General features: G+C 35.6%; 22 protein-coding genes. 10 read left to right on the top strand and 12 right to left on the bottom strand.

Annotation, left to right across the window (positions count from 1 at the left end):
- Positions 1-1,278 carry a histidinol dehydrogenase gene (gene hisD / locus LF845_RS07400; RefSeq protein ID WP_242820373.1) on the bottom strand — a complete coding sequence of 426 codons (1,278 nt, stop codon included), beginning with the start codon at positions 1,276-1,278 and terminating at the stop codon, positions 1-3.
- A 112-nt stretch (positions 1,279-1,390) separates the two neighbouring features.
- Here hisD and LF845_RS07395 point away from each other — a divergent pair, with 112 nt between their 5' ends.
- Both LF845_RS07395 and LF845_RS07390 read left to right on the top strand, forming a co-directional pair.
- On the top strand, positions 1,391-2,212 hold the full coding sequence (locus tag LF845_RS07395) for an SIR2 family NAD-dependent protein deacylase (RefSeq protein WP_242820372.1): 822 nt from the start codon (positions 1,391-1,393) through the stop codon (positions 2,210-2,212).
- Positions 2,205-3,509, top strand: a complete 1,305-nt coding sequence (locus LF845_RS07390) for a hypothetical protein (RefSeq protein ID WP_242820371.1) — start codon at positions 2,205-2,207, stop codon at positions 3,507-3,509. Before LF845_RS07395 ends, LF845_RS07390 begins: the two co-directional genes overlap by 8 nt.
- Here LF845_RS07390 and LF845_RS07385 read toward each other — a convergent pair.
- Both LF845_RS07385 and LF845_RS07380 read right to left on the bottom strand, forming a co-directional pair.
- A complete protein-coding gene (locus tag LF845_RS07385; protein WP_242820370.1) occupies positions 3,506-4,717 on the bottom strand; it encodes a glycosyltransferase family protein in 1,212 nt (403 codons plus the stop codon). The genes LF845_RS07390 and LF845_RS07385 overlap by 4 nt on opposite strands.
- The gene (locus LF845_RS07380; protein ID WP_242820369.1) at positions 4,710-5,480 is read right to left on the bottom strand and encodes an HAD-IIB family hydrolase; all 771 of its coding nucleotides are present in this window, start codon (positions 5,478-5,480) and stop codon (positions 4,710-4,712) included. Before LF845_RS07380 ends, LF845_RS07385 begins: the two co-directional genes overlap by 8 nt.
- Before the next feature lie 236 nt (positions 5,481-5,716).
- Here LF845_RS07380 and LF845_RS12025 point away from each other — a divergent pair, with 236 nt between their 5' ends.
- On the top strand, positions 5,717-6,763 hold the full coding sequence (locus LF845_RS12025; RefSeq protein WP_242820368.1) for an OmpA family protein: 1,047 nt from the start codon (positions 5,717-5,719) through the stop codon (positions 6,761-6,763).
- Positions 6,764-6,803: 40 nt separating this feature from the next.
- Here the strand turns inward: LF845_RS12025 and LF845_RS07370 are convergent, their stop codons facing one another.
- The 9 genes from LF845_RS07370 to LF845_RS07330 all read right to left on the bottom strand — a co-directional run bounded on the left by LF845_RS07370 (position 6,804) and on the right by LF845_RS07330 (position 14,984).
- Positions 6,804-7,382 carry a hypothetical protein gene (locus LF845_RS07370; RefSeq protein ID WP_242820367.1) on the bottom strand — a complete coding sequence of 193 codons (579 nt, stop codon included), beginning with the start codon at positions 7,380-7,382 and terminating at the stop codon, positions 6,804-6,806.
- Positions 7,375-9,936, bottom strand: coding sequence for a DNA mismatch repair protein MutS (mutS, locus tag LF845_RS07365; RefSeq protein WP_242820366.1), 2,562 nt, complete (start codon positions 9,934-9,936; stop codon positions 7,375-7,377). Before mutS ends, LF845_RS07370 begins: the two co-directional genes overlap by 8 nt.
- 2 nt (positions 9,937-9,938) lie before the next feature.
- Positions 9,939-10,934, bottom strand: a complete 996-nt coding sequence (locus LF845_RS07360) for a tetratricopeptide repeat protein (protein WP_242820365.1) — start codon at positions 10,932-10,934, stop codon at positions 9,939-9,941.
- Between the two features lie 5 nt (positions 10,935-10,939).
- Positions 10,940-11,239, bottom strand: a complete 300-nt coding sequence (locus tag LF845_RS07355) for a LapA family protein (protein ID WP_242820364.1) — start codon at positions 11,237-11,239, stop codon at positions 10,940-10,942.
- Complete coding sequence (locus LF845_RS07350; RefSeq protein ID WP_242820363.1) at positions 11,236-11,751, bottom strand: HIT family protein; 516 nt, start codon at positions 11,749-11,751, stop codon at positions 11,236-11,238. Before LF845_RS07350 ends, LF845_RS07355 begins: the two co-directional genes overlap by 4 nt.
- Before the next feature lie 118 nt (positions 11,752-11,869).
- A complete protein-coding gene (locus LF845_RS07345; protein WP_242820362.1) occupies positions 11,870-12,958 on the bottom strand; it encodes an ABC transporter ATP-binding protein in 1,089 nt (362 codons plus the stop codon).
- A complete protein-coding gene (locus tag LF845_RS07340) occupies positions 12,951-13,742 on the bottom strand; it encodes an ABC transporter permease (protein WP_242820361.1) in 792 nt (263 codons plus the stop codon). Before LF845_RS07340 ends, LF845_RS07345 begins: the two co-directional genes overlap by 8 nt.
- A complete protein-coding gene (modA, locus tag LF845_RS07335; protein WP_242820360.1) occupies positions 13,727-14,572 on the bottom strand; it encodes a molybdate ABC transporter substrate-binding protein in 846 nt (281 codons plus the stop codon). The genes LF845_RS07340 and modA overlap by 16 nt, the downstream gene beginning before the upstream one ends.
- A gap of 61 nt (positions 14,573-14,633) precedes the next feature.
- Positions 14,634-14,984 (bottom strand): winged helix-turn-helix domain-containing protein, encoded by a 351-nt coding sequence (locus tag LF845_RS07330; RefSeq protein WP_242820359.1) that lies wholly within the window; start codon positions 14,982-14,984, stop codon positions 14,634-14,636.
- Between the two features lie 150 nt (positions 14,985-15,134).
- Here LF845_RS07330 and LF845_RS07325 point away from each other — a divergent pair, with 150 nt between their 5' ends.
- From LF845_RS07325 to LF845_RS07295, 7 genes are read left to right on the top strand one after another with little or no spacing between them, the layout of a single operon-like run.
- Positions 15,135-16,064 (top strand): MOSC domain-containing protein, encoded by a 930-nt coding sequence (locus tag LF845_RS07325; RefSeq protein ID WP_242820358.1) that lies wholly within the window; start codon positions 15,135-15,137, stop codon positions 16,062-16,064.
- Positions 16,051-16,683 carry a dTMP kinase gene (tmk, locus tag LF845_RS07320; protein ID WP_242820357.1) on the top strand — a complete coding sequence of 211 codons (633 nt, stop codon included), beginning with the start codon at positions 16,051-16,053 and terminating at the stop codon, positions 16,681-16,683. Before LF845_RS07325 ends, tmk begins: the two co-directional genes overlap by 14 nt.
- Positions 16,680-17,618, top strand: a complete 939-nt coding sequence (locus tag LF845_RS07315) for a DNA polymerase III subunit (protein ID WP_242820356.1) — start codon at positions 16,680-16,682, stop codon at positions 17,616-17,618. The genes tmk and LF845_RS07315 overlap by 4 nt, the downstream gene beginning before the upstream one ends.
- Complete coding sequence (locus tag LF845_RS07310; RefSeq protein ID WP_242820355.1) at positions 17,605-18,318, top strand: PSP1 domain-containing protein; 714 nt, start codon at positions 17,605-17,607, stop codon at positions 18,316-18,318. The genes LF845_RS07315 and LF845_RS07310 overlap by 14 nt, the downstream gene beginning before the upstream one ends.
- Positions 18,315-20,246, top strand: coding sequence for a methionine--tRNA ligase (metG, locus tag LF845_RS07305; RefSeq protein WP_242820354.1), 1,932 nt, complete (start codon positions 18,315-18,317; stop codon positions 20,244-20,246). The genes LF845_RS07310 and metG overlap by 4 nt, the downstream gene beginning before the upstream one ends.
- Positions 20,247-20,265: 19 nt before the next feature.
- Entirely contained in the window at positions 20,266-21,114 is an 849-nt protein-coding gene (locus LF845_RS07300) for a TatD family hydrolase (RefSeq protein ID WP_242820353.1), read from the top strand.
- A 17-nt stretch (positions 21,115-21,131) separates the two neighbouring features.
- On the top strand, positions 21,132-21,491 hold the full coding sequence (locus LF845_RS07295) for a response regulator transcription factor (RefSeq protein WP_242820416.1): 360 nt from the start codon (positions 21,132-21,134) through the stop codon (positions 21,489-21,491).
- Positions 21,492-21,587: the final 96 nt, after the last annotated feature.

Here is a 21,587-nt window from a genome sequence, read left to right as displayed (position 1 = left end):
CTATTTAATCCTTTTAATCACTGAATTTGCATGGGCATCAAGCCCTTCAGCCTTTGCAATCTCTACTATATTCTCACCTACTTTTAAAAGAGCATTTTTATTAAAACTGATTATACTCGACCGCTTTACAAAATCATAAGTGCCAAGTGGGGAGAAAAATCTTGCAGTGCCGTTTGTAGGAAGGGTGTGATTTGGGCCTGCGACATAATCGCCAACAGCCTCAGGGGTGTATTCCCCCAAAAATATTGCACCGGCATTTTTTATCTTATTGAGATACTCAAATGGAGTGCTAACATAAAGCTCAAGATGCTCCGGAGCAATCTCATTTGCAAGCTTGCACGCTTCGTCCAAATCATTTACCACAATAATTGCACCAAAATCTTTCAACGATTTTTCAGCAATATTTTTTTTGGGAAGTTCATTTAGTTGCTTCTTAACTTCTATTGCAACTTTTTCAGCCAATTTCATATCATCTGTTATTACAATGGAAGAGGCAAGCTCATCATGCTCCGCCTGAGAAAGCATGTCGGCCGCTACATATTCAGGGTTGGCAAATCTGTCTGCAATGACAAGTATTTCACTTGGCCCTGCAATCATATCTATATCAACTGTCCCAAAAACTATTTTCTTTGCCAAAGCCACATAAATATTGCCCGGGCCAACTATTTTATCCACCTTTGGTATTGTCTCCGTGCCGTAAGCAAGGGCAGCAACAGCCTGAGCCCCACCAATTTTAAATACCCTGTCAACGCCTGCCAGATACGCCGCAGCAAGCACCACTTCATTGAGCCTATTCTCCGTTGCGGGGGTAACCATAATAACTTCGCTAACCCCAGCTACCTTTGCAGGAAGTATATTCATTAATACCGTTGAAGGGTATGTAGCTTTTCCACCCGGCACATACACCCCAACCCTTTCAAGAGGAGTAACTTTTGCACCCAGTATGCACCCGTCTTCCCTTTCGTACATCCATGTTTTCTCAAGCATATTTCTGTGATATTCCATGATATTTCCTTTGGCAAGCTCAAGGGATTTTTGCAAACTTTCAGGCAAATTATCAAAACATGTTTTCAGATATTGTTTTTCAACCTCAAACCCTTTTGTCAAATCTGTCTTGTCAAATTTCAGAGTCAACTCTATAAGTGCCTTATCTTTTTCTGTTTTTACCTTATCAAGTATATCCATAACCACCGGAAGATACTCTTTATCAAATATCCCGCCTCTATCTAAAATCTTATTTATCTTCGGCGAATTTTTATCTACTATCAAATCTTTCATATAACCTCCGAAAAAGCTTGATAATTTATTATACATAATTTTTAAATTATACAAAGAAATAATTGTGTTGATTCATACAGGTTTTGATTTTATAGTTTTAGGGGGGTGCTGTATGGATGCCATCAAAAAGGCCGCAGAAAAGATAAAAAATGCTGACATACTTATAATTACCGCAGGTGCGGGGATTGGAGTAGATTCAGGGCTGCCTGATTTCAGAGGGGAAAAAGGGTTTTGGCATGCATATCCAATGTATGAAAGGCTTGGGCTTAATTTTTATGATTGTGCAAACCCTGCCCATTTTGAAAACGACCCGCACTTTGGTTGGGGATTTTACGGGCACAGATTGGAATTATACAGGAAAACCAAACCTCACAAAGGGTTTGATATTATGTTAAACTGGGGCAAAGAGCTTGTGAAAGATTATTTTGTCATCACTTCCAATGTTGACGGGCAATTTCAAAAAGCCGGGTTTGACCCTTATAAAATTTATGAAATTCACGGCTCTATTCACTATCTCCAATGCCTTTCCCCGTGCTGTGACGCAATTTGGGAAAACAATGAATCAGTTGATATCGACTATGAAACTATGAGAGCTAAAAATATCCCTAAATGCAAATTTTGCGGCCGAGTAGCAAGGCCCAATATTTTGATGTTTGGAGATTACTCATGGCTGCCAAGCCGCTCACACGAGCAATCGGAAAGACTGGATGATTTTTTAAGTTTTGCGTCAGGCAAAAATGTTGTCATTGTTGAAGTTGGCGCGGGGACTGCCATACCATCAATCAGATATACAACAGAACGACTTTCAAGACGTGAAAATGCAACAGCGATAAGAATAAATTTAAGAGAATCACAAATCGGTGGGGATAATATCTCAATCCCAATGAGGGGGCTTGAGGCAATTACTTTGATAGATGAAGAATTAAATGGATAACATTCAAAAGGTTAAATACAAAGATATATTTAAATTTTGGCTCCCTCTTGCATCAACCTGGCTTATGATGGCTTTTGAAGGGCCATACCTTGCAAGTATAATAGCAAGATTGCCTCAGGAAAAATTTAATTTGGCCGCTTATGGTGTGGCACTTGCAATTGGCCTTTTGGCAGAAGCCCCCATTATCATGCTTATGAGTGCATCGACGGCAATGGTCAAAGGGAAGCACAGTTATTACGATCTGAGAAGATTTGCAATTTATTTAAATATTCTGCTCACGCTGATAATTTCAATAATTTGTATCCCGCAAATATTCTACTTTTTTGCACAAGATGTTTTGGGGCTTAAAAGTGAAGTGTCAAAAATTGCACATATTGCAACGATTCTCCTAATCCCTTGGCCTGCTGCCATAGGGTACAGACGCTTTTACCAAGGGATTCTTATTAAAAACGGCAAAACAAAATATGTGGCATTTAGCACAATATTCAGGTTAATGTTTATGTCTGTTTCCGCAATTGTTTTATACAATTTAAATATACTTACCGGCGCCGCAGTAGGGACATTTTCATTGAGCAGCGGTGTAATTGCCGAGGCTGTTGCAGTAAGAATTATGGCTAATAATATTGTCAAAGGTATCAAGCAAAATGAACAAGATAAAAATATCCCTTTGATAACTATCTCAAAATTTTATATCCCTCTTGCACTTACCCCTCTTATTGGCCTTGGGGTTTACCCCGCTGTAACATTTTTTATGGGGAAAAGTATAAAATCTATCGAATCTTTGGCAGTGCTTCCTGTAATTAACTCTCTTGTGTTTATTTTCAGAAGCTTAGGGCTTTCATATCAAGAGGTAGTCATCGCTATTATTTCAAAGAATGAAAATAATTATAAGATAGTTAGAAACTTTGCGGCTTTTCTCGGACTATTTTGCCTTATATCCATGGGAATAATCGCATTTACCCCCGTATCTCATCTATGGTTTAAGGTAATTTCAGGACTCTCTGACGAACTTGCAAAGTTTGCCATGATTCCGGCTATGATTATGGTAGCTCTGCCTGCAAGTACAGTGTTGATATCTTTTCAAAGAGGTGTGTTAGTTAATTGCAGTATCACAAACCCTATCACTATTGCTACTGCACTTGAAGTGTCGATTATTATCGCTTCATTAATTTTGTTAATTAAATTTACATTACTGCCGGGTGCAATCATTGCTGCAACAGCACTTGTAATAGGCAGAAGTATAGCTTCACTATTCCTGTTTTTACCTATGAAAAACTGTGTCCCAAAAAATAATTAACTGTTGTCGGCTTCAACATACTCTGATAATTTCTCCATAAATCCCGGAAGCGCTGACTCTATTCTTATCCAAGGAGAAATCAACCTTACCCCTATAGGATTTTCAGTAAACTCCAGCCAAGCATTTTTAATTGCAACTGCATAAGATTCCACAGCCTTTATCTCTTCATGCCTATCGTATTGCAGTCCATTTATTTCTGCCAGTGCATAATATTGTTCGATAGTCCGCCTTGACTCTTGAATATATGTGGCAAGGAGTGTCCTGTAAAAAGCCTCAGAAACGATAACTCCGTCTTGTGCCAATACCCTAAAAGTGGTTTTTGCAATATCCGAAGCCATTTTGATAAGCCCCTCGTTTGGCTTCTTAACGTCAATTGTATTATGCTTATGTTCATAAGTATCCATAATCTCTACCTGGCAAACTTTGCTCAAGTGAACAGTTTGATATATTTCACTTAGTATGGATATCTCAAGCCCCCATGTGGGGGAAATCCTAACAGTCCTTGCAAGATCCGAAAGAAAGGCAAACTCTCCTGAAAGGGCATATCTGAAACTATCGAGATACCTTAAAAAATTATTTTCATGCCCCACAATCTTTTTCAACGACCTGATTAGAGGGATATAAAAAAGCCTTTTTACTCTGCCGTATAGCTTGTCGGTAACTCTTGCATAATAACCTTTTGAAAATCTGTAATTTAAATTTTTGTTTATAAGCGGGTAAACAAGCCTTGCAACCAATTCTTTTTTGTAGTTTAAAATATCACAATCATGAAGGGCGACAACGTAATGCCTGTTTTGAGCTAATATATATCCAAGCCCCATCCAGACTACTCGACCTTTACCGGGGATATTGAGTGGGAAGTCTTCCCTTAAAAGCTCGTCATAAAGCGCTTGCACCCTTTCCCCATGATTCCAAACGACCTTTACCTCTTGCGGTAAAACACTAAGCCTCTTTTTAACATCTAAAAACTGCTCCTTGTTGGCTTGGTCAAGGGACAAAACTATAGTCTCTATAAAGGGGACTTCCTTTAATTCATCAATAATGATTTTCATAGCTTCAGTCTCAAACTCTGAGTAAAGGGCAGGTAAAAGCAGAGCTATCTTTCTTCTGCCGGTGTATTTCATTATGTCATCAGATATCTCTTCAAACTTTCTGTTATTCAAATTTTGTAAAGTAGTAAAAAGTGAATTTTGATAGAAATCAGCCACAGTTTTCCTCCTTTAGAAACTTTATTAACGAATCACACCAACCTTTTGGCCCTACATAATTAGCTTTAACGGCATTCTTTATTCCGAGTAATTTTTTATCATAAGTGTGGTCATGTTTTTTTATTATAATCGGAATATCTACATTTGAGAGCAGGTCGTAGTCGTTGCCACTATCACCAAGCCCAATACTTACACAATTTTTACCTAAAATATCCTTAATATAGTTTAAAGCAACCCCTTTGTCCTGATTTTTGCTTACAAGATGATAAAATCTTCCACCCTTTAGTATCTTAAATCCTGAAGAAGCGGCCTCAGCTTCAAGTTGCTGAAGGTTGTTATTGTCTTTTATTATAAATGGCAAACTAAATTCTCTCTTCTTTAAAAGTCTGATTTTTTCAGCTGACAAATTAACCATTTCTGATAGTTTTCTTTCAGATATCTCAAACACACTGAGCAATTCATATCGGCTTTTTACCTGCTCATAAAAATTACCAACCTTTTCCAAACTTTCGCCGTAAACTTTGTTATACTTACTTAATTTACCTGGAAAATATACTGCAGCCCCATTCTCCACGGAAAAAACGATATCATATCCTATTTGAAAAATAATCTTTTCCACCTCTGTCTTTGTCTTGCTTGTAATAAAGGCAAGAGGTATATTTTTAGATTTAATTATGTTAATACAAAGTGTAGCTTCATCAAAAGAGTAAGTAAAATGGTCAAGCAGTGTGCCATCCAGATCAGTAAATATTATGTATTTCATATTAATATGTTAACACAATATTTAATTTTGTAAAGTTTATCAATAATATCAATATTGTATCGTCCTGTATTAGCTAATATCGGAAATTTAACTGACAAATTCAGATAAAAATGATATTATTTAACTATATTGCTTGCTTAATATTATAGCCTAATCTATAATCATTCTAAATAATGGAGGTTATCGTAGCAATGCTTTTTGTTTCAAGTGCTTATGCTTCTTAGTATGAATACTCAGTGTCACCTTATTTAGGGTATCACTATTTTACAGGGGAAAGAGATATTGATGATAATCCCGAGTATGGATTAAGATTAGGCAAAAGCTTAAATGAAAAATTTGAAGTAGAACTTGGCGTAGGATATATCCCTACAGAATATGACAACGGTAATGATACAAACCTTTTTCAATATTTAGGACATGTGAAATATTACTTTTTAGAAAATGAGACTCTTAAGCCTTATGGTGCTTTGGGGATTGCCGGCGACCTTAGCTCAAGTATGAATATTGGCCCTTCAGCAGCATTGGGTGTCAAGTACATGATAAAAGACAACTTTGGAGTTTTTGCCGAAGTAAGATACAATTATCTTTTTGGCGATGGTAACGATGTAATCGCTGCTCTCGGATTAACTTTTAATTTTGGTAAAAAGAGCAAGCCTGTTATGGATTCTGACAATGATGGTGTTAACGACAATATCGATAAATGTCTTGATACTCCTAAAGGGGACAAGGTTGACAGCACCGGATGTACTATAAAACCTGTAGTGCTTGATACAGACAAAGACGGAGTAGCTGATACGGAGGATATGTGCCAAAATACTCCTATGAATACGCCTGTTGATAAAAAAGGTTGCCCACTTGATACAGATAATGATGGAGTATTTGACGGGTTAGACAAGTGTCCTAATTCAGTAAAAAATGCAATCGTTGATAAAGATGGATGTGAAGTTAAAATTACACTTAACGTCCAATTTGATACAAATAAATCAGACATAAAACCTGAATATGTAGATGAAATCAAAAAATTTGCAGAATTCTTAAAAAGGCACCCCGAAGTTAAGGTAGAAATAGCCGGACACACCGATAGTGATGGTGACCGTGATAAAAATATAGCCCTTTCACAAAAAAGAGCTGATGCTGTTGCCGAATATCTTTCGACAGAATTTGGTATTGAAAAAGATAGAATCACAGCTAAAGGTTATGGCCCTGATAAGCCGGTAGCTTCAAATGATACAGAAGAAGGGAAAAACCAAAACAGAAGAGTAGAAGCACTACTTTTGAAATAACACTAAAACTTGCTAAGTGAGCTAAATGCTCACTTAGCCTTTATAAAATTCCGTCAAACTCTTGTAACAAAATATTAAACTCAATAAAATAAATTATCAAAAGACCAACAACTGATAATGAAATAGGGGTTGTAATCGTAATTAACCACAAAACATCAAGTAAAAATGCTTTAAAAGAAGATATATTTACCTGAGGAGCATTTTTTATCCTCCACAAAGCATCAAAATAGTCCTTTCTAAAGAAAAAAGTCATCCCAACAAAGAAAATACTGGCAGCAGAAACGGAAATTAGCAATATAAAAAAGTTTTGAGTAATGAAAAAATAATTAATACCTAAAAAAATTATTATAACAACACTGACAAATAAAATCGGCTTGTAAATACTATAAAATACGCTCGTAAAAATGGAATAAATAGGATTTGCCCCAAATATTTCCACATCGAAATAACTTCTCGACAAATAAACAAGCCCTGATAAAAGGAAAAACATTAAAATGCTGATTTTACCAATAGAAGCCAAATATATCAAAGCCCACAAAGGTATTCTACCTAAAAAAAATGATATAAAAGATATGGGACTGTCAAGCATATACCTTAATATTATTTGACTTTTACTCACCTGCCAGCTCCTTCAATTTTGCCAAAATATTAAGGGCTTCAAGAGGAGTTATACTATTCACATCCACTTTCCTCAACTCTTCCAATGCCTCATTTTCTTCAAAAATAAGCATAGGCTGGACAATTTGCTGCTCTTTTTTAGTTTTCCTTGCAAGCTTTGGCAGTCCGTCAAGACCAAATTCATTCTTTTCCAGTTGTTTTAAAATCTCATCACTTCTTTGGATAATCTCCTGTGGAAGCCCGGCCAGTTTTGCCACATAAATCCCATAACTTCTATCAGTGCTCCCCTCTATTATCTTTCTCAAGAAGATTATCTCATTTTTCCACTCTTTAACCTCTATGGTTAGATTTTTTGCTCCGTGATTTGCCAGAGGTATGTCTGAAAGCTCATGATAATGTGTAGCAAAAAGTGTTTTAGCCTTAACTCTATTCAATAAATACTCCGAAATAGCCCAAGCTATCGATACTCCGTCAAATGTCGAAGTCCCTCTACCTATTTCATCCAATATCACCAATGAGTTGCCCGTGGCATTATTTAAAATATTTCCAGTCTCAACCATCTCCACCATAAATGTTGATTCCCCTTGAGAAAGGTTGTCACTGGCACCGATTCTGGTAAAAATCCTATCAATAAAGCCCACCTCAGCATTCTTTGCCGGCACAAAAGAGCCTATATGTGCCATTATGCTGATAAGTGCAACCGTCCTTATATATGTGCTTTTTCCCGCCATATTTGGTCCTGTAATTATCATCAATCTGCTTTCATTATTATTGAGAAAAACATCATTTGGAACAAAAGGCTCATCCAAAAACTTTTCTATTACAGGGTGCCTGCCATCGATTATCTTTATTACATCACTGTCATTTACAGTCGGTCTTACATATCTGTTTGATTCAGCCACATCAGCAAAACTAATCAGCGTATCTATTCTCCCCAAAAGATTAGAAACATATCTAATCCTTTCACTTTGCTCAACTATCTTTGCAACTATTTCTTCAAAAACCTCTTTTTCAAGCTCTATCAGTCTATCTTCGGCGGTAAGAATTTTTTCTTCAAGCTCTTTTAACCTTGGGGTTATATACCGTTCGGCATTCACAAGTGTCTGCCTTCTTTCAAAATATTCGGGAACATTTTTAATTTGCGATTTTGGCACCTCAAGATAATACCCAAAAACCTTATTGAACTTTATCTTAAGGTTGTTAATTCCTGTCGCCTCTTTCTCTTCTGATTCAATCTTAGCAAGCTCAACACGGCTGTTTTTTCTTAAAAAACGCAATTCGTCTATCTCTTTTACAAAACCGTCTTTTATCGTCCCTCCTTTATCAATAGATACAGGTGGCTCATCAGCAACGGCTTTTTTCAGAAATTCACAAATATCTGACAAATCATCAAAATTATCAAACAAATCATCAATAAAAGGGTTATTTGTGCCTTTCAACATTTTTTTTATATCAGTAAGAGGGGCAAGCGAACTTGTCAGCCAGCTCAAATCTCTCGGTGTGCCTTTTTTTGCATTCAATCTTGTCAAAATCCGCTCAAGATCATACACACCTTTTAAAAGCTCTTTAATATTAACTCTTTTCTCTTTATTGTATAAAAAATATTCTACTATGTTAAGCCTGATATCTATCTCATTCAAATCATTAGTAGGTGACATAAGATAGACTGCAAGCAGCCTTTCACCCATAGGTGTGGAACATTTATTTAGAACATTAAATAGTGTGGCATCTTTTCTCCCGGATGTACTTTCAAAAAGCTCAAGCGTCTTTTGGGCAATAGCGTCAAGATACATTTGCCTGTCAGACAAAAACACTGTAGGCTTTTTTAGCTTTACATCGATTAACATCTCTTTGAGGTAGGATAAAAGGTAAAATACCGGTTTAACATATTCATCTTCCGTAATCCCTACAGATTTTAGCGATGAGCCACTAAAGTAGTCCGTTATCCCGATAAGCATGCTTTTGTAATGATAAACCCTTTCAATTTTAAAAAATGGTAAGTTTATACCATTGAGGTTGTCTATCTCCCCAATAATCTCTTTTGGTCTGAATTTGTTTATAATTTCTGACAATTCTTTTGAGTTAAAAAGGAATAAATCCCCTGTAGATATATCGGCAATTGCAGCATAATAAAAATCTCTTGCTTTAGATACTGCAACAAGAAAATTAAAATTTGAATTCGACAATGTTTCATCTTCAATAATGGTGCCGGGCGTTACAACCCTGACCACACCCCTTTTTACTATCCCTTTTACCTTTGAAGGGTCTTCCAACTGCTCACATATTGCCACCTTAAATCCTGCATTTAATAGCTTATTAAGATATGTTTGGTAAGAATGATAGGGGATACCGCACATGGGAGGACTGTTATCTGAAGACTTATTCCTGTTAGTGAGAGCAATCCCAAGGATTTTGCTTGCTGTTTTAGCATCATTATCAAACATTTCGTAGAAATCACCCATTCTAAAGAAAAGAATGCAGTCAGGATACTCTTTTTTGATAGAGTAAAACTGCTGCATCATGGGTGTTAACTTGGAAAAGTCAGACTCACTCATTGTCATTTAAAATCAATAGTTTCTATACTCTTGCAGTTTGGACAATATTCGTAATATTTATCAAAATCGGTACCGCACACGCTACAAACATAAATGTCACTAAACTTGAATTTTGACTTCAAACCTTCAGGAAGCTGTAAAGTTAAAATCTTGTTTTTTACTATATTTTTTTCACCAATATTATTTAAGTAATTTACAAGGACTTCATTCGCCTTTTCAGGATTATTCTTTTTTATAAAAAGATTTGAGCTGTAAACAGCATAAATGGGATTTGCAGATGACTGAGCGACCTTTTTAAAAACAGCAGACTCAAAATCCTTATAAAGCCCGATAGCAAAAAAATCATTTTCAAACTTCTTTAAATCCTTTTCAGTTTTTATAATATCTTTTTTCAGCAAATCTTCAAAAGCGTCTGATATCTTGCTCTTTTTTCCTGTTGCATAAACCTGATCAAAAAGTATCAAATTCACAGGCCTGTTGTTGGGGTAAAATTTTAAAGCCTTTTTAATTAAGGAATCATCCTTTTTCTCGAGAAATACGTACTTTTCATAGAGAATATATGAAAGCTCTTTGGAAAAATCACTCTTATTACCTTTCTGATACTTTAACAGATATTTAAAGGCATCATCAAAATTTTTAAGACTTAAGTTTAACTCATAAAAGTATTTATAAATTATCGGTGATTTATCAATATCAAGAAGCTTTTGTGCATAGTAGAGAGACTTTTTATATTCTTGAAGCTCTTTATAGTCTTTTACCAGCTCAAAATACAAAATTTTATTTAGCTTGTTAGTAAGGGTCTTATCTCCCACAAGGCTTTCGTGGATATGTATTGCTTTTTCGTATTCCCCGTTTTTTCTTAAGACGCTACCAAGCAATATGTATATCTCTTTAGGCGCATTGTCTGAAATAACTAATTTTTTAAACTCTTCAATACTTAAACCGTAATTACCTTCCAAAAGATATAAATTTGCTTTGATAAGATTTGCCAAGTCCATCAGCTTTACTTTTCCTCTTTAGAAAGCGGCAAAGTCCTAAGTCTTTTTATTTCGCTTTCAGATTCTGCTATTTTTTTCTTAAGACTGCTGATCTCTCTTTTAAGCTTAAACTTTTCACCAAAAGAAATTAAGCCCGCCAAAATAACTCCAATAGCTATCCCGCCTAAAAAAACTAAAATCAAGGGGACTTTAATTGGTGCTTTTGTAAAGAAATATGACACTTCTACCATCTGCATATTCAGATAGCCCAAGACCAAAATTACTGCAATAACTACAATTTTTACAATATTCCCAATCAACTTCATAACTCCTCCAATTTTAACAAAGCTGATTTTAGCTTATCATAAGTATCAAAAATATGCTCTGAAATCACCTTTGTCTCCGCCAATAGCGGCATAAAATTTGTATCACCAACCCATCTTGGAACAATATGCATATGGACATGGTCAACCACACCTGCACCAGCAGGTCGACCTACATTAAATCCTATATTAAACCCTTCGGGGCCTATAATGCTTTTCATAGCTTTAACAGTAAGCTTACACAAATTCATAAGCTCAAGCATCTCTTCATCATCCAAATCTTCAATATTACCAGTATGTTTATAAGGGATAACCATTACGTGTCCATTTGTGTAAGGGAAAAGATTCATCATTATAAAAGCTTTTTTACCTCTATAAAGGATAAGGTTTTCTTTATCTTTACTTTCGTCTTCGTTTGGTTTTGTGCAGAAAATGCACCCTTCATCCTTGTGTGAGCCATCGATATAGCGCATCCTCCACGGTGCCCATACTCTCTTGATACCTGTTTCTTCCATAATAACCTCACAAAACTGATAATATATTTTGCTACAAAATATATTTTTATTCAACTGTTTTCTAATTATAATCAATAGCACGTTAAAACATTGAACAATGAACTTAGAACTTAGAACCTTATTTAATCAGAAAAACCCAATCGTTTCTAAGTGCAACAGAAGACTTGCTCCCCTTTTCTATCTTAAATTTTCTAAACGCATACCCTGATATATCTATTTCTATAATAACATTTGTGTTTTCAGGTTTGAACAATACCGTATAGCTGTCCCCTTTCCAAAACAGGTCAATGATTTCCCCTTCAATTTTAGTATCCTTCGGATTTATACTTTTACCGTCTTTTAAAATCATGACCTCTTCAGATCTGACACCCCAATAAATATCATCCCCTTTTTTGATTTGAGGAAACTTTTCAGTATAGTATGTCACAGCTTGATTTAAATCAGGCACATAAATGTAACCAAACTTCTCAGTCAGCTCTTTAACTTTCCCTTTAAAAATATTTTTTATCCCGAAAAAATTTGCTATTTCAAGAGTTCGCGGATATCTGTAAATATTTTTTTTACTACCTGTCTGATGGATTTTTCCGTCTATCATAACCGAAACATCATCTGCCAAAAAAAATGTCTCCTCCATATCGTGACTTACAATTAAAAGAGTCAGATTATATTCTTTTTGGAGTTTTTTAAGTAACACCCACAGCTCTTTTTTAAATCCTTCATGGAGTGCTGATAAAGGCTCATCCATCAAAAGATATTTAAATCCGCTGGACAAAGCTCTCGCAAGTGCTACCCTCTGCTTTTCTCCACCACTTAAATTAACGGGCTTTCTATCAAGCAAGTGAGATATATTTAAGGAAGAAATTATATCATCTGCCCTTTTGTGCAAGCTCGATTTATTTGTCACATTTCCATGGTTAATACCAAAGAATATATTCTCACTGACGGTCAAATGGGGAAATATCGCTAAATCCTGAGGTAAATAAGCAAACATTCTTTTGTATGTCGGCAACTTTGTTATATTTTCACTGTCTCTAAAAATTTCACCACTTTTAACCGGCCTAAGCCCTAATATTGCCTCCAAAAGAGTGGTCTTTCCGCAACCGGTCGGTCCTATAATAACGTGACAAGAGCCTGTATTTACAGATAAAGAGATATCTTCAAGAGCAAAATTTTTTGTCTTAACTGCCAAGTTTTTTACTTTAATCACTTATAACCCTTTTGTTAGTCAATATTCTTACAATATAGAGGGTAGAAAGCCCCAAAATTAGTAATATTATTATAAGGGCTACAGTCCCCTCGATATCAGCGGTAGAAAGTCTCATGTATATTGCCACAGGTAGTGTTTCAGTGTTCATAGCCATCGAGCCTGCAACCGTGAATGTCGCACCAAATTCTCCGACAGCTTTAGCCCAAGTGAGAATAGAAGCGGCAATAATCCCATTTTTTGACAAAGGAAGGGTAACCTTCAAAAAGGTTTTAAAAGGTGGGACACCCAAACATCTTGCCACATCTTCATATCTTTGAGGGATTTCGTCCATGGCAGCTTTTACCAACCTTATGCACACCCCTAATGTTGTAACAAATTGCGCGAGAATTATCCCATAGACTGTAAATACAAATTGTGCAAAATTTTCCTGAATAAAGCCTCCTAAAGGATTATTGAAAAATATCAAGAGCATTGCCCCAAGCGCAGCAGGGGATACAACCATTGGCAACTCCAATATTGTATCTATAATGGACCGCCCTTGAAAATTATACCTCGAAAGTGCATAAGCCGCAGGAATTGCAATTAAAAGTGAAATGACCGTAACAACAGTTGCAACACTCAAGCTCAAAAGGATGGAATAGGCTGCTCTTTCTGAAAAAGCAGCCTTAAAAAATACATCTTTATCAAAAAAATATAACAGCGATAGTATCAGACCACCATACAAAACAAATACAAACCCGCTGAATAGTATCGCTATCCTTTTAAATGTTATTTTTTCAGCCATATCTCAGGAACTTTATATTCCCCCCCTATTGGTTTTTCAACCCCAATCCACGATTTAGCTTCTTCAGGGGTCATAAAATATTTATACTTTCTGTAGACACTTTTTGCCTCTTCAGTATCCAAAAAGTCAATAAATTTTTGTGCCAACCCCATATTTTTAGTAAATTTTGATATAGCGATAGGGATATATCCTATTCTTGACAATTCTTCTTGTTTTAAGGGGATAGTTTCAATCCTTTCCGGGTCCCAATATTCAAATACACGCCAGCCTATAACCGCATCTGCTGCCTTTAGAGAGATCGCAGTTGCAGTTTTTTCACAGCTCCCCGTATAATTTATAAGATTTTTTCTAAACTGCTGTTTCTCTTCTTCAGTAAAGTTCTTCTCAATTATTTCAACAGCATAAGTACCTACGCATACCCCTTCAGGATTTGCAATAGCAACCTTTAAGCCCGGCTTAGTTAAATCTTTTAGCGTTTTTATATTTTTAGGATTTCCTTTCTGAACATTTATAGCATTTACAAGATAAACCACATATTTCTCTGTTTCAGGGAAAACAACCCCTTTCCTTTTGGCTATTTCCATAAAGTCTGAAGACCCGGGGAAATATAAATCCCCCATTTTCCCCAATATCATTTGTGATAAAACATATCCTGAGCCACCAAAAACTGTTTCAACCTTTACCCCATATTTTTCTCTAAACAGCTTTGCCACTTCCTCAGTAGGTGGTTTTGATGCCGCACCGGCAAATATCAAAAGTCTTTCTTCAGCTCTAACAACACCCGTCAACAAAAAAGCTATCACTATAAATGCAATAAATACCCTTTTCATATATTCCTCCATCACAACATAGCCGTAATATATTTTAAAATATAACGCCATATAAAAAAATTTATTCGTTAAATATATCCGTTTCTCTTCTCAAAAATTCCTCAAACCTTTCTTGTAACTTCCAATAGTATGATATGCACTTTTTACCATATTCAGTAACCTTAGCACCTCCTCCACCTTTACCACCCTTTGTCGTCTCTACAACAGGCAATTTGGCTTCATTATTCATAAATTTTATCAAATCCCAAGCATGCTTGTAAGACATATCAAGCGCTCTGGCAGCCTCTGAAATAGAGCCATACTCATCAATCTTTTCCAGCAAAATAATCCTTCCATGCCCTAAAAAAGTGCCCTTTTCACCTTTTATCCACAGCCTGCCAAGAATTTTGTACGATTTTGATTTATTATCCATAATTCGATATATATTCTAAAATATAACGAAAATCAATATAAAACTTTTATAGTGTTGTTAAATATAAATTGTCTGCACCCCTGAATATTTTATGTTTATTGACATAAAGGGATAAATTGTATAATTTTCAAAAAAAGCAAAGGGGTATTTATGAGCACAATTTATTCAATATCTGTTAGCGATAAGAAAGGGATAAAAAAGACCAATGTCGACTCTGCAAAAGTGTTGGATAACTTTGGTATTGAAGGTGATGCCCACGCTGGTAAGTGGCATAGACAGATAAGCTTTCTCGCCAAAGAGAGCATAGAAAAAATGGTAAAGCTTGGATTAAATGTCAAAAGCGGCGATTTTGCCGAAAATATCACCACAGAGGGTGTCGACCTTTGCACTCTTAAAGTAGGCTCAAGAATAGTGATAAATGATATAGAGTTTACAATTTCACAAAAAGGCAAAATATGTCACCACAGATGTGCGATATACTATCAGGCAGGGGACTGTATAATGCCCAAAGAAGGTATTTTTGCCACAGTTAAAGGGAGTGGCGAAATAAAAGTAGGCGATAAAATTGAGATATTGCCTAAAAAAGGTTTTACTGCCGCTGTCATAACTTTAAGTGACAAAGGGAGCAAAGGGGAAAGAGAAGATATTACAGGTAAAGATATAATCGATTTTCTCAATAAAAATTTTGAACTTTCATTTCTAAGATATGAAATGATTCCGGATGAAAAAAATATTCTTGAGAATATGCTCGTGGAATTTACCGATATGCAGGAATTTGACCTTATCATTACAAACGGCTCAACAGGGATTTCACCGAGAGATATCGCACCGGATGTCACAGAAAAGCTCATTCATAAAAGACTTCCTGGCTTTGAAGAAGCAATGAGAATGGAAAGCTTTAAAAAAACCAAACATGCAATAGTTTCAAGAGCGGTATGCGGCACAAGGAATAACAGCCTTATAATAAATCTTCCTGGCTCTCCCAAAGGTGCAATAGAAAACCTTGAAGTAATATATGAAGCAATTCCTCACACTATAAAGAAATTACAGGGGGATAAATCCGACTGTGCAATTAAATAGACCCCTTTTTATAGCCTTGGACGGTATTGATGGATGCGGTAAATCCACACAGGTAAAAATGTTGGCTGACTTTTTTGAAAAGTCAGGTGCAAAAATATCTGTCACAAAAGAGCCGGGAGGCACAGAAGTAGGAAGTATTTTAAGAGATATTCTTATCTCAAAAAAATATCACATCGACCACATAACAGAAATGCTTCTTTATGCAGCAGATAGAAACGAACATCAAAAACGTGTAATCATCCCAATGCTTAAAAGTGGCACTAGTGTGATAACAGACAGGTTTCTTTCCTCCACTTATGCTTATCAAATCTTTGGTAGAAGGCTTAATAAAGATATTTTAGACACACTTTCAAAAATTACAGTAACAAGGTATCCTGACTTTACATTTATTCTCGATATAGATCCAAAAATAGCTCTTTCAAGGGCAAGAAAACGACTTGAAAATACCGGGACTTTTGAAAATGAAGGTAAATTTGAATCTCTTGACATTTCATTTTTTGAAAATGTAAGAGAAGGTTTTCTTTGGTACGCCAATGCATTTAAAGATTGCCATATTATTAATGCCAACAAACCGCTTAACGAAGTGCACGAAGAGATTTTGGATATTCTATCGTTATGAAAGTTATAGGTTTTGACAGAGAAAAAGATATATTTAGTAAAATTACTCAAAAAAAACAGTTTGCCAATGCCTATATATTTTCCGGAATTGAAGGGTGTGGAAAATTTCTTTTTGCAAAAAATCTTGCTAAAAGTATTCTTTGCCAAAAAGGGAGCTTTTTCTCCCAATGTGATTGTCAGGACTGCAGCCTTGCCGACAATAATTCTCATCCGGACATATTTATCCTTAATATAGGAGAAACTGATTCTAAATTATCCCAATCTAAAAAGGATGAAGCTCAATCAAAGGATAGTATTGGGATTGACGAAATAAAAGAGTTAAGAGAAATCGCTTTTTTATCCCCTTATCGAGGGATGTATAAGTTTTTTATCATAAACGACGCTCATAAAATGACCCATCAGGCGGCCAACGCTTTTTTAAAAACCCTTGAAGAGCCGCCGGAGAATACAATTTTTATCCTTGTCACTCACTTGCCTGAAAAACTTTTGCCGACAATACAATCAAGGTGTCTTAATTTTGAGTTTTCAAGATTGAATGACAATTATATAAAGCAAATACTTACTGAAAAATTTAGTGGCATTAGCAATGAAATATTAGAAGAAGCATGCAAATATGCATGCGGCTCGGTAAAAAAAGGGATTGAACATTTAAGTAGTAAAACAAATAAAATTATTAAGACAGATATTTACGAAGATTTAGACAATATCTTGGACTTTATTTTCAGAGTGAATGATAAAGATGGATTGAAAGCTATAATTGACCAATTATATGTAAATCTTGTTGAAAAATACCGGAAAGAACAAAATAATAAATATTTGACAATTTCTAATTATTTACTAAACATGCTAAGTATGCTACAAAGCAATTTCAACCTGAATATTGCTAAAACGGATTTGATAATTAAACTTTACGGAGAGTTTAGTGAAAAAAGTTAATGCCACCGGCGTAGTCTTTAAAAGAGCCGGCAAAATATATGATTTTTTAACAAATGGGGTGCAGCTAAAGCGCGGTGATTTTGCCATTATTGAGACTGAAAAAGGGGAAGATTTGGCTACTGTCGTTTTTCCCGATAGAGAAATAATACCTGCGGAAGGGCAAGAATTTAAGAAAATTATTAGAAAGGCGACAGAGCAAGACATAGAAAATCTCAAAAAAAATAGAGAGGAAGAGCCAAAAGCCCTTGAAGAGTGTAAAAAACTTGTGGAGCAGCATGGGCTTGAAATGAAACTGTTAAAAGCCGAATATACCCTTGATAGGACAAGAGTCACTTTCTACTTCACCGCAGATGGTAGAGTTGATTTTAGACAACTTGTTAGAGATCTTGCAAGAATATTTAAGACAAGGATAGAAATGCGACAAGTCGGAGTCAGGGATGCCACAAAAATTCTTGGTGGATTTGGAATCTGCGGACGAGAATTTTGTTGTTCTACATTCTTGAGAAATTTTGATAATATTTCCATTAAAATGGCTAAAGACCAAAACCTTTTGCTTAACCCGGGAAAAATTTCAGGCGTATGCGGAAGGCTTATGTGCTGCCTAATGTATGAAAAAGATGGTTATGATGTAGTTGAAGAAGGTGTCGAATATGTCGAGTTAAAGGACTTTATTGATGAAAATACCGGAGGAAAGATATGAATAAACCGACTTTTTACGTTACAACCCCGATATATTATGTAAATGATGTCCCACATATAGGGCATGCTTACACAACAGTTGCCTGTGATATTATAAGTAGATATAAAAGGTTGTCAGGTTACGATGTATTTTTCCTGACAGGGACAGATGAACATGGACAAAAGATTGAGCAGGCAGCTCAACAAAAAGGGATGACTCCAAAGGAGCTTGCCGACAGTGTAGTCCAAAGATATAAAAATCTCTGGGAAAAGCTTAATATATCCAACAATCACTTTATCAGAACTACTGATGAAAGTCACAAAAAAACTGTTCAGGAAGTATTCAAGAGGATGCAGGAAAACGGGGATATATATCTTGATGAATATGAAGGGTGGTATTGTACCCCTTGCGAAACATATTGGACAGAGACACAACTTCTTGATGGAAACTGCTGCCCGTCATGCAGAAGAGAGACTACCAAGCTAAAAGAACCAAGTTATTTCTTTAATATGTCAAAATACCAGGAAAAACTTCTAAAACATATAGAGGAAAATCCTGATTTCATAAAGCCTGCTTCAAGACGTAATGAGATAATCGCATTCATAAAAGAAGGGCTTAGAAATCTTTCTGTGAGCAGGGTGTCTTTCAAATGGGGCATTCCTGTGCCTGGAGATGAAAAGCATGTAATTTACGTATGGATAGATGCTCTGACAAACTATATCTCTGCACTTAATTATTTTGAAGCAAATTCAGAGTTAAAAAAATACTGGCCTGCAGACTTTCATGTTGTAGGTAAAGATATTTTAAGATTCCACACCGTTTACTGGCCAACCATGTTGATGAGCTTGGGAATTGACCTGCCAAAGTCTATCTTTGCTCACGGATGGTGGACAGTGGAGGGGCAAAAAATGTCAAAATCCCTTGGAAATGCCATTGATCCAAACTGGCTCATTGAAAAATTTGGAGTCGACCCCATTAGATATTTTTTAATGAGGGAAGTTCCTTTCGGGCTTGATGGGGATTTTTCATTTAAAGCACTAATTCACAGGATAAACAGTGATTTGGCTAATGATCTTGGCAACCTTCTAAACAGGACGCTTGGGATGGTTAAGCGCTACTTCAATGGCGATATCCCGGCATACAAAGTGGAAGACACGGTAGATGTGGAACTTTTCAAGAAAATTGAAGATACTTTTGATAATGTTGAACTTCACTTAAAAGACTTGGCTTTTAACAAGGCACTAATTGCTATATGGGAGCTTGTATCTGCACTAAACAAATATATAGATACAACAGCACCTTGGGCACTTGCCAAAGATAAAGAAAATAGAGATAGACTGGAAACTGTTCTTTACACTTCTATGGATGGAATAAGGGCATTATCACTTTTAATTTATCCATTTATGCCTGATACCGCCATAAAAATAAGAGAACAGTTAAACATTACGGAGCCTGTAGAAAAAAACAGTTTTGAAGAGTTAAAGCGAGTAAAACAATTAAAAGCAGGAGGGAAAATAGGCGAGGTGACACCAATTTTCCCAAGACTTGATGAAAATGAAATTATAGATAACATAAAGAGTGAAAATAAAAAGGATGAAGATAAAAACAATAATGACAAAGCAGTTGAATTAATTGATTTTGCTCATTTTATGACTGTCCAGATAAAAGCGGGCAAAATTATAGAAGCTGAGAAAGTTGAAAAATCTGAAAAATTATTAAAATTAAAGGTGGATTTAGGCCAAGAAACAAGACAAATTATAGCTGGAATAGCAAAAAGTTATCTGCCCGGCGATCTTGTAGGTAAAACTGTGGCGGTAGTGGCCAATTTAAAACCTGCAAAGCTTATGGGGCTCATGTCCGAGGGGATGGTTTTGGCTGCAGCAATTGGTCACAAACACAGGGTTTTAGAGCTTCCAGATGAGGTTGCACCGGGGACTATAATTAAGTAACTGCTAACAATATAACAAGATGATATTAAAAAAAAATACACAAGAATTTGAAAATTTCATAAAGGAAATTAATCAACTAAAAGAGCATGGGCTCTTTTTTACTGATACCCATGCTCATATACATTTTGATGAACTTAAAAGCGGCTACTTTTTAGAAGACTGCATAACTAACTCTGTGAAAAGGATAATTACAGTTGGCATTGACCTAAAAGATTCTCAGAATGCATATGAGTTTGCAATAAAACACAAAGGTGTTTATGCTACCTGCGGTGTCCACCCGCACGATTCTGAAAATTTTTCTGTCGCACAAATAGAAGGTTTTGAAAATCTGTTAAAAAGTGAAAAAGTTATTGCAGTTGGAGAGATAGGGCTTGATTATTTTAGAAACCTTTCGCCAAAAGATAAGCAAATTAGCACTCTCCTTACATTTACTGACATTGCCTTATACCATAAAAAGCCAATAGTAATACATAACCGTGATGCATCTAAGGATATAATAAATATCCTTCATAATATTATTAAAGATAATTTTTACGGTGGGATAATTCACTGTTTCAGCGGTGACAAAACACTCTTAAAATGGGCACTTGACAGAGGATTTTACATATCTTATGCAGGCCCTTTAACTTACTCAAAAGCCGATGATTTAAGGGACACTGTTAAATATGTCCCAATAGATAGGGTATTTATCGAAACAGATTGTCCATACCTTACCCCTATTCCTTTCAGAGGGGTAAAAAATGATCCTTCATTTGTGATATACACAGCCTACACCTTATCAAAACTAACAAATACTAAAATAGACATTTTAGCAGAAAAATTAGAAAACAATTTTAAGCAGCTCTTTGGCAGCTTGGATAATTTTTAAATACAAATAAAACATTGGTGGTTATTTTGAAAATTTTAGTAATCGAAGATGACCATTTCAGCAGAGAAGGGCTCACTAAAATTCTTTCGTCTGAAGGGTATGAAGTCAGTGTTGCAGAAAATGGTGAAGAAGGCTTCGAAAAAGCTATTTCAGAGCACTATGATTTGATAATTACTGATTTGATGATGCCTTTTATGGACGGGATGAAGCTTTTGAGCAGACTAAAAAGTATGGAGTGCGACACCCCTGTTATTGTGATTACTGCTTATTCCAGTATTGATAATATGTTATCTGTTTACCAGTTAGGTGGAATAGAAGTCCTGGAAAAACCTTTTGAAATTCACGAGCTATTTAACTTGATAAAACGAATCTTATAAGGTATTATTATAATATAAGAAGTGCCACTACAACAAAACTGCCTTTTGTAAAACTAATAGGTTGGTTTTACAAAGACAGCATTTACTTCTGAAAAG

This window comes from Deferrivibrio essentukiensis (genome assembly GCF_020480685.1).
GTDB lineage: Bacteria > Chrysiogenota > Deferribacteres > Deferribacterales > Deferrivibrionaceae > Deferrivibrio > Deferrivibrio essentukiensis.
The sequence above is the reverse complement of the archived record's forward strand: the minus strand, read 5'-3'. Positions and strand labels throughout refer to the sequence as shown.

Excerpts from the sequence above, each read along its gene's own strand:
- LF845_RS07340 (WP_242820361.1), bottom strand. The coding sequence starts at position 13,742 with ATGGCTGAAAAAATAACATTTAAAAGGATAGCGATACTATTCAGCGGG.
- LF845_RS07390 (WP_242820371.1), top strand. The coding sequence starts at position 2,205 with ATGGATAACATTCAAAAGGTTAAATACAAAGATATATTTAAATTTTGG.
- hisD (WP_242820373.1), bottom strand. The coding sequence starts at position 1,278 with ATGAAAGATTTGATAGTAGATAAAAATTCGCCGAAGATAAATAAGATT.
- LF845_RS07350 (WP_242820363.1), bottom strand. The coding sequence starts at position 11,751 with ATGGAAGAAACAGGTATCAAGAGAGTATGGGCACCGTGGAGGATGCGC.
- modA (WP_242820360.1), bottom strand. The coding sequence starts at position 14,572 with ATGAAAAGGGTATTTATTGCATTTATAGTGATAGCTTTTTTGTTGACG.
- LF845_RS07330 (WP_242820359.1), bottom strand. The coding sequence starts at position 14,984 with ATGGATAATAAATCAAAATCGTACAAAATTCTTGGCAGGCTGTGGATA.
- mutS (WP_242820366.1), bottom strand. The coding sequence starts at position 9,936 with ATGAGTGAGTCTGACTTTTCCAAGTTAACACCCATGATGCAGCAGTTT.
- LF845_RS07380 (WP_242820369.1), bottom strand. The coding sequence starts at position 5,480 with ATGAAATACATAATATTTACTGATCTGGATGGCACACTGCTTGACCAT.
- LF845_RS07315 (WP_242820356.1), top strand. The coding sequence starts at position 16,680 with ATGAAAGTTATAGGTTTTGACAGAGAAAAAGATATATTTAGTAAAATT.
- metG (WP_242820354.1), top strand. The coding sequence starts at position 18,315 with ATGAATAAACCGACTTTTTACGTTACAACCCCGATATATTATGTAAAT.
- LF845_RS07325 (WP_242820358.1), top strand. The coding sequence starts at position 15,135 with ATGAGCACAATTTATTCAATATCTGTTAGCGATAAGAAAGGGATAAAA.
- LF845_RS07395 (WP_242820372.1), top strand. The coding sequence starts at position 1,391 with ATGGATGCCATCAAAAAGGCCGCAGAAAAGATAAAAAATGCTGACATA.
- LF845_RS07355 (WP_242820364.1), bottom strand. The coding sequence starts at position 11,239 with ATGAAGTTGATTGGGAATATTGTAAAAATTGTAGTTATTGCAGTAATT.
- LF845_RS07300 (WP_242820353.1), top strand. The coding sequence starts at position 20,266 with ATGATATTAAAAAAAAATACACAAGAATTTGAAAATTTCATAAAGGAA.
- LF845_RS07360 (WP_242820365.1), bottom strand. The coding sequence starts at position 10,934 with ATGGACTTGGCAAATCTTATCAAAGCAAATTTATATCTTTTGGAAGGT.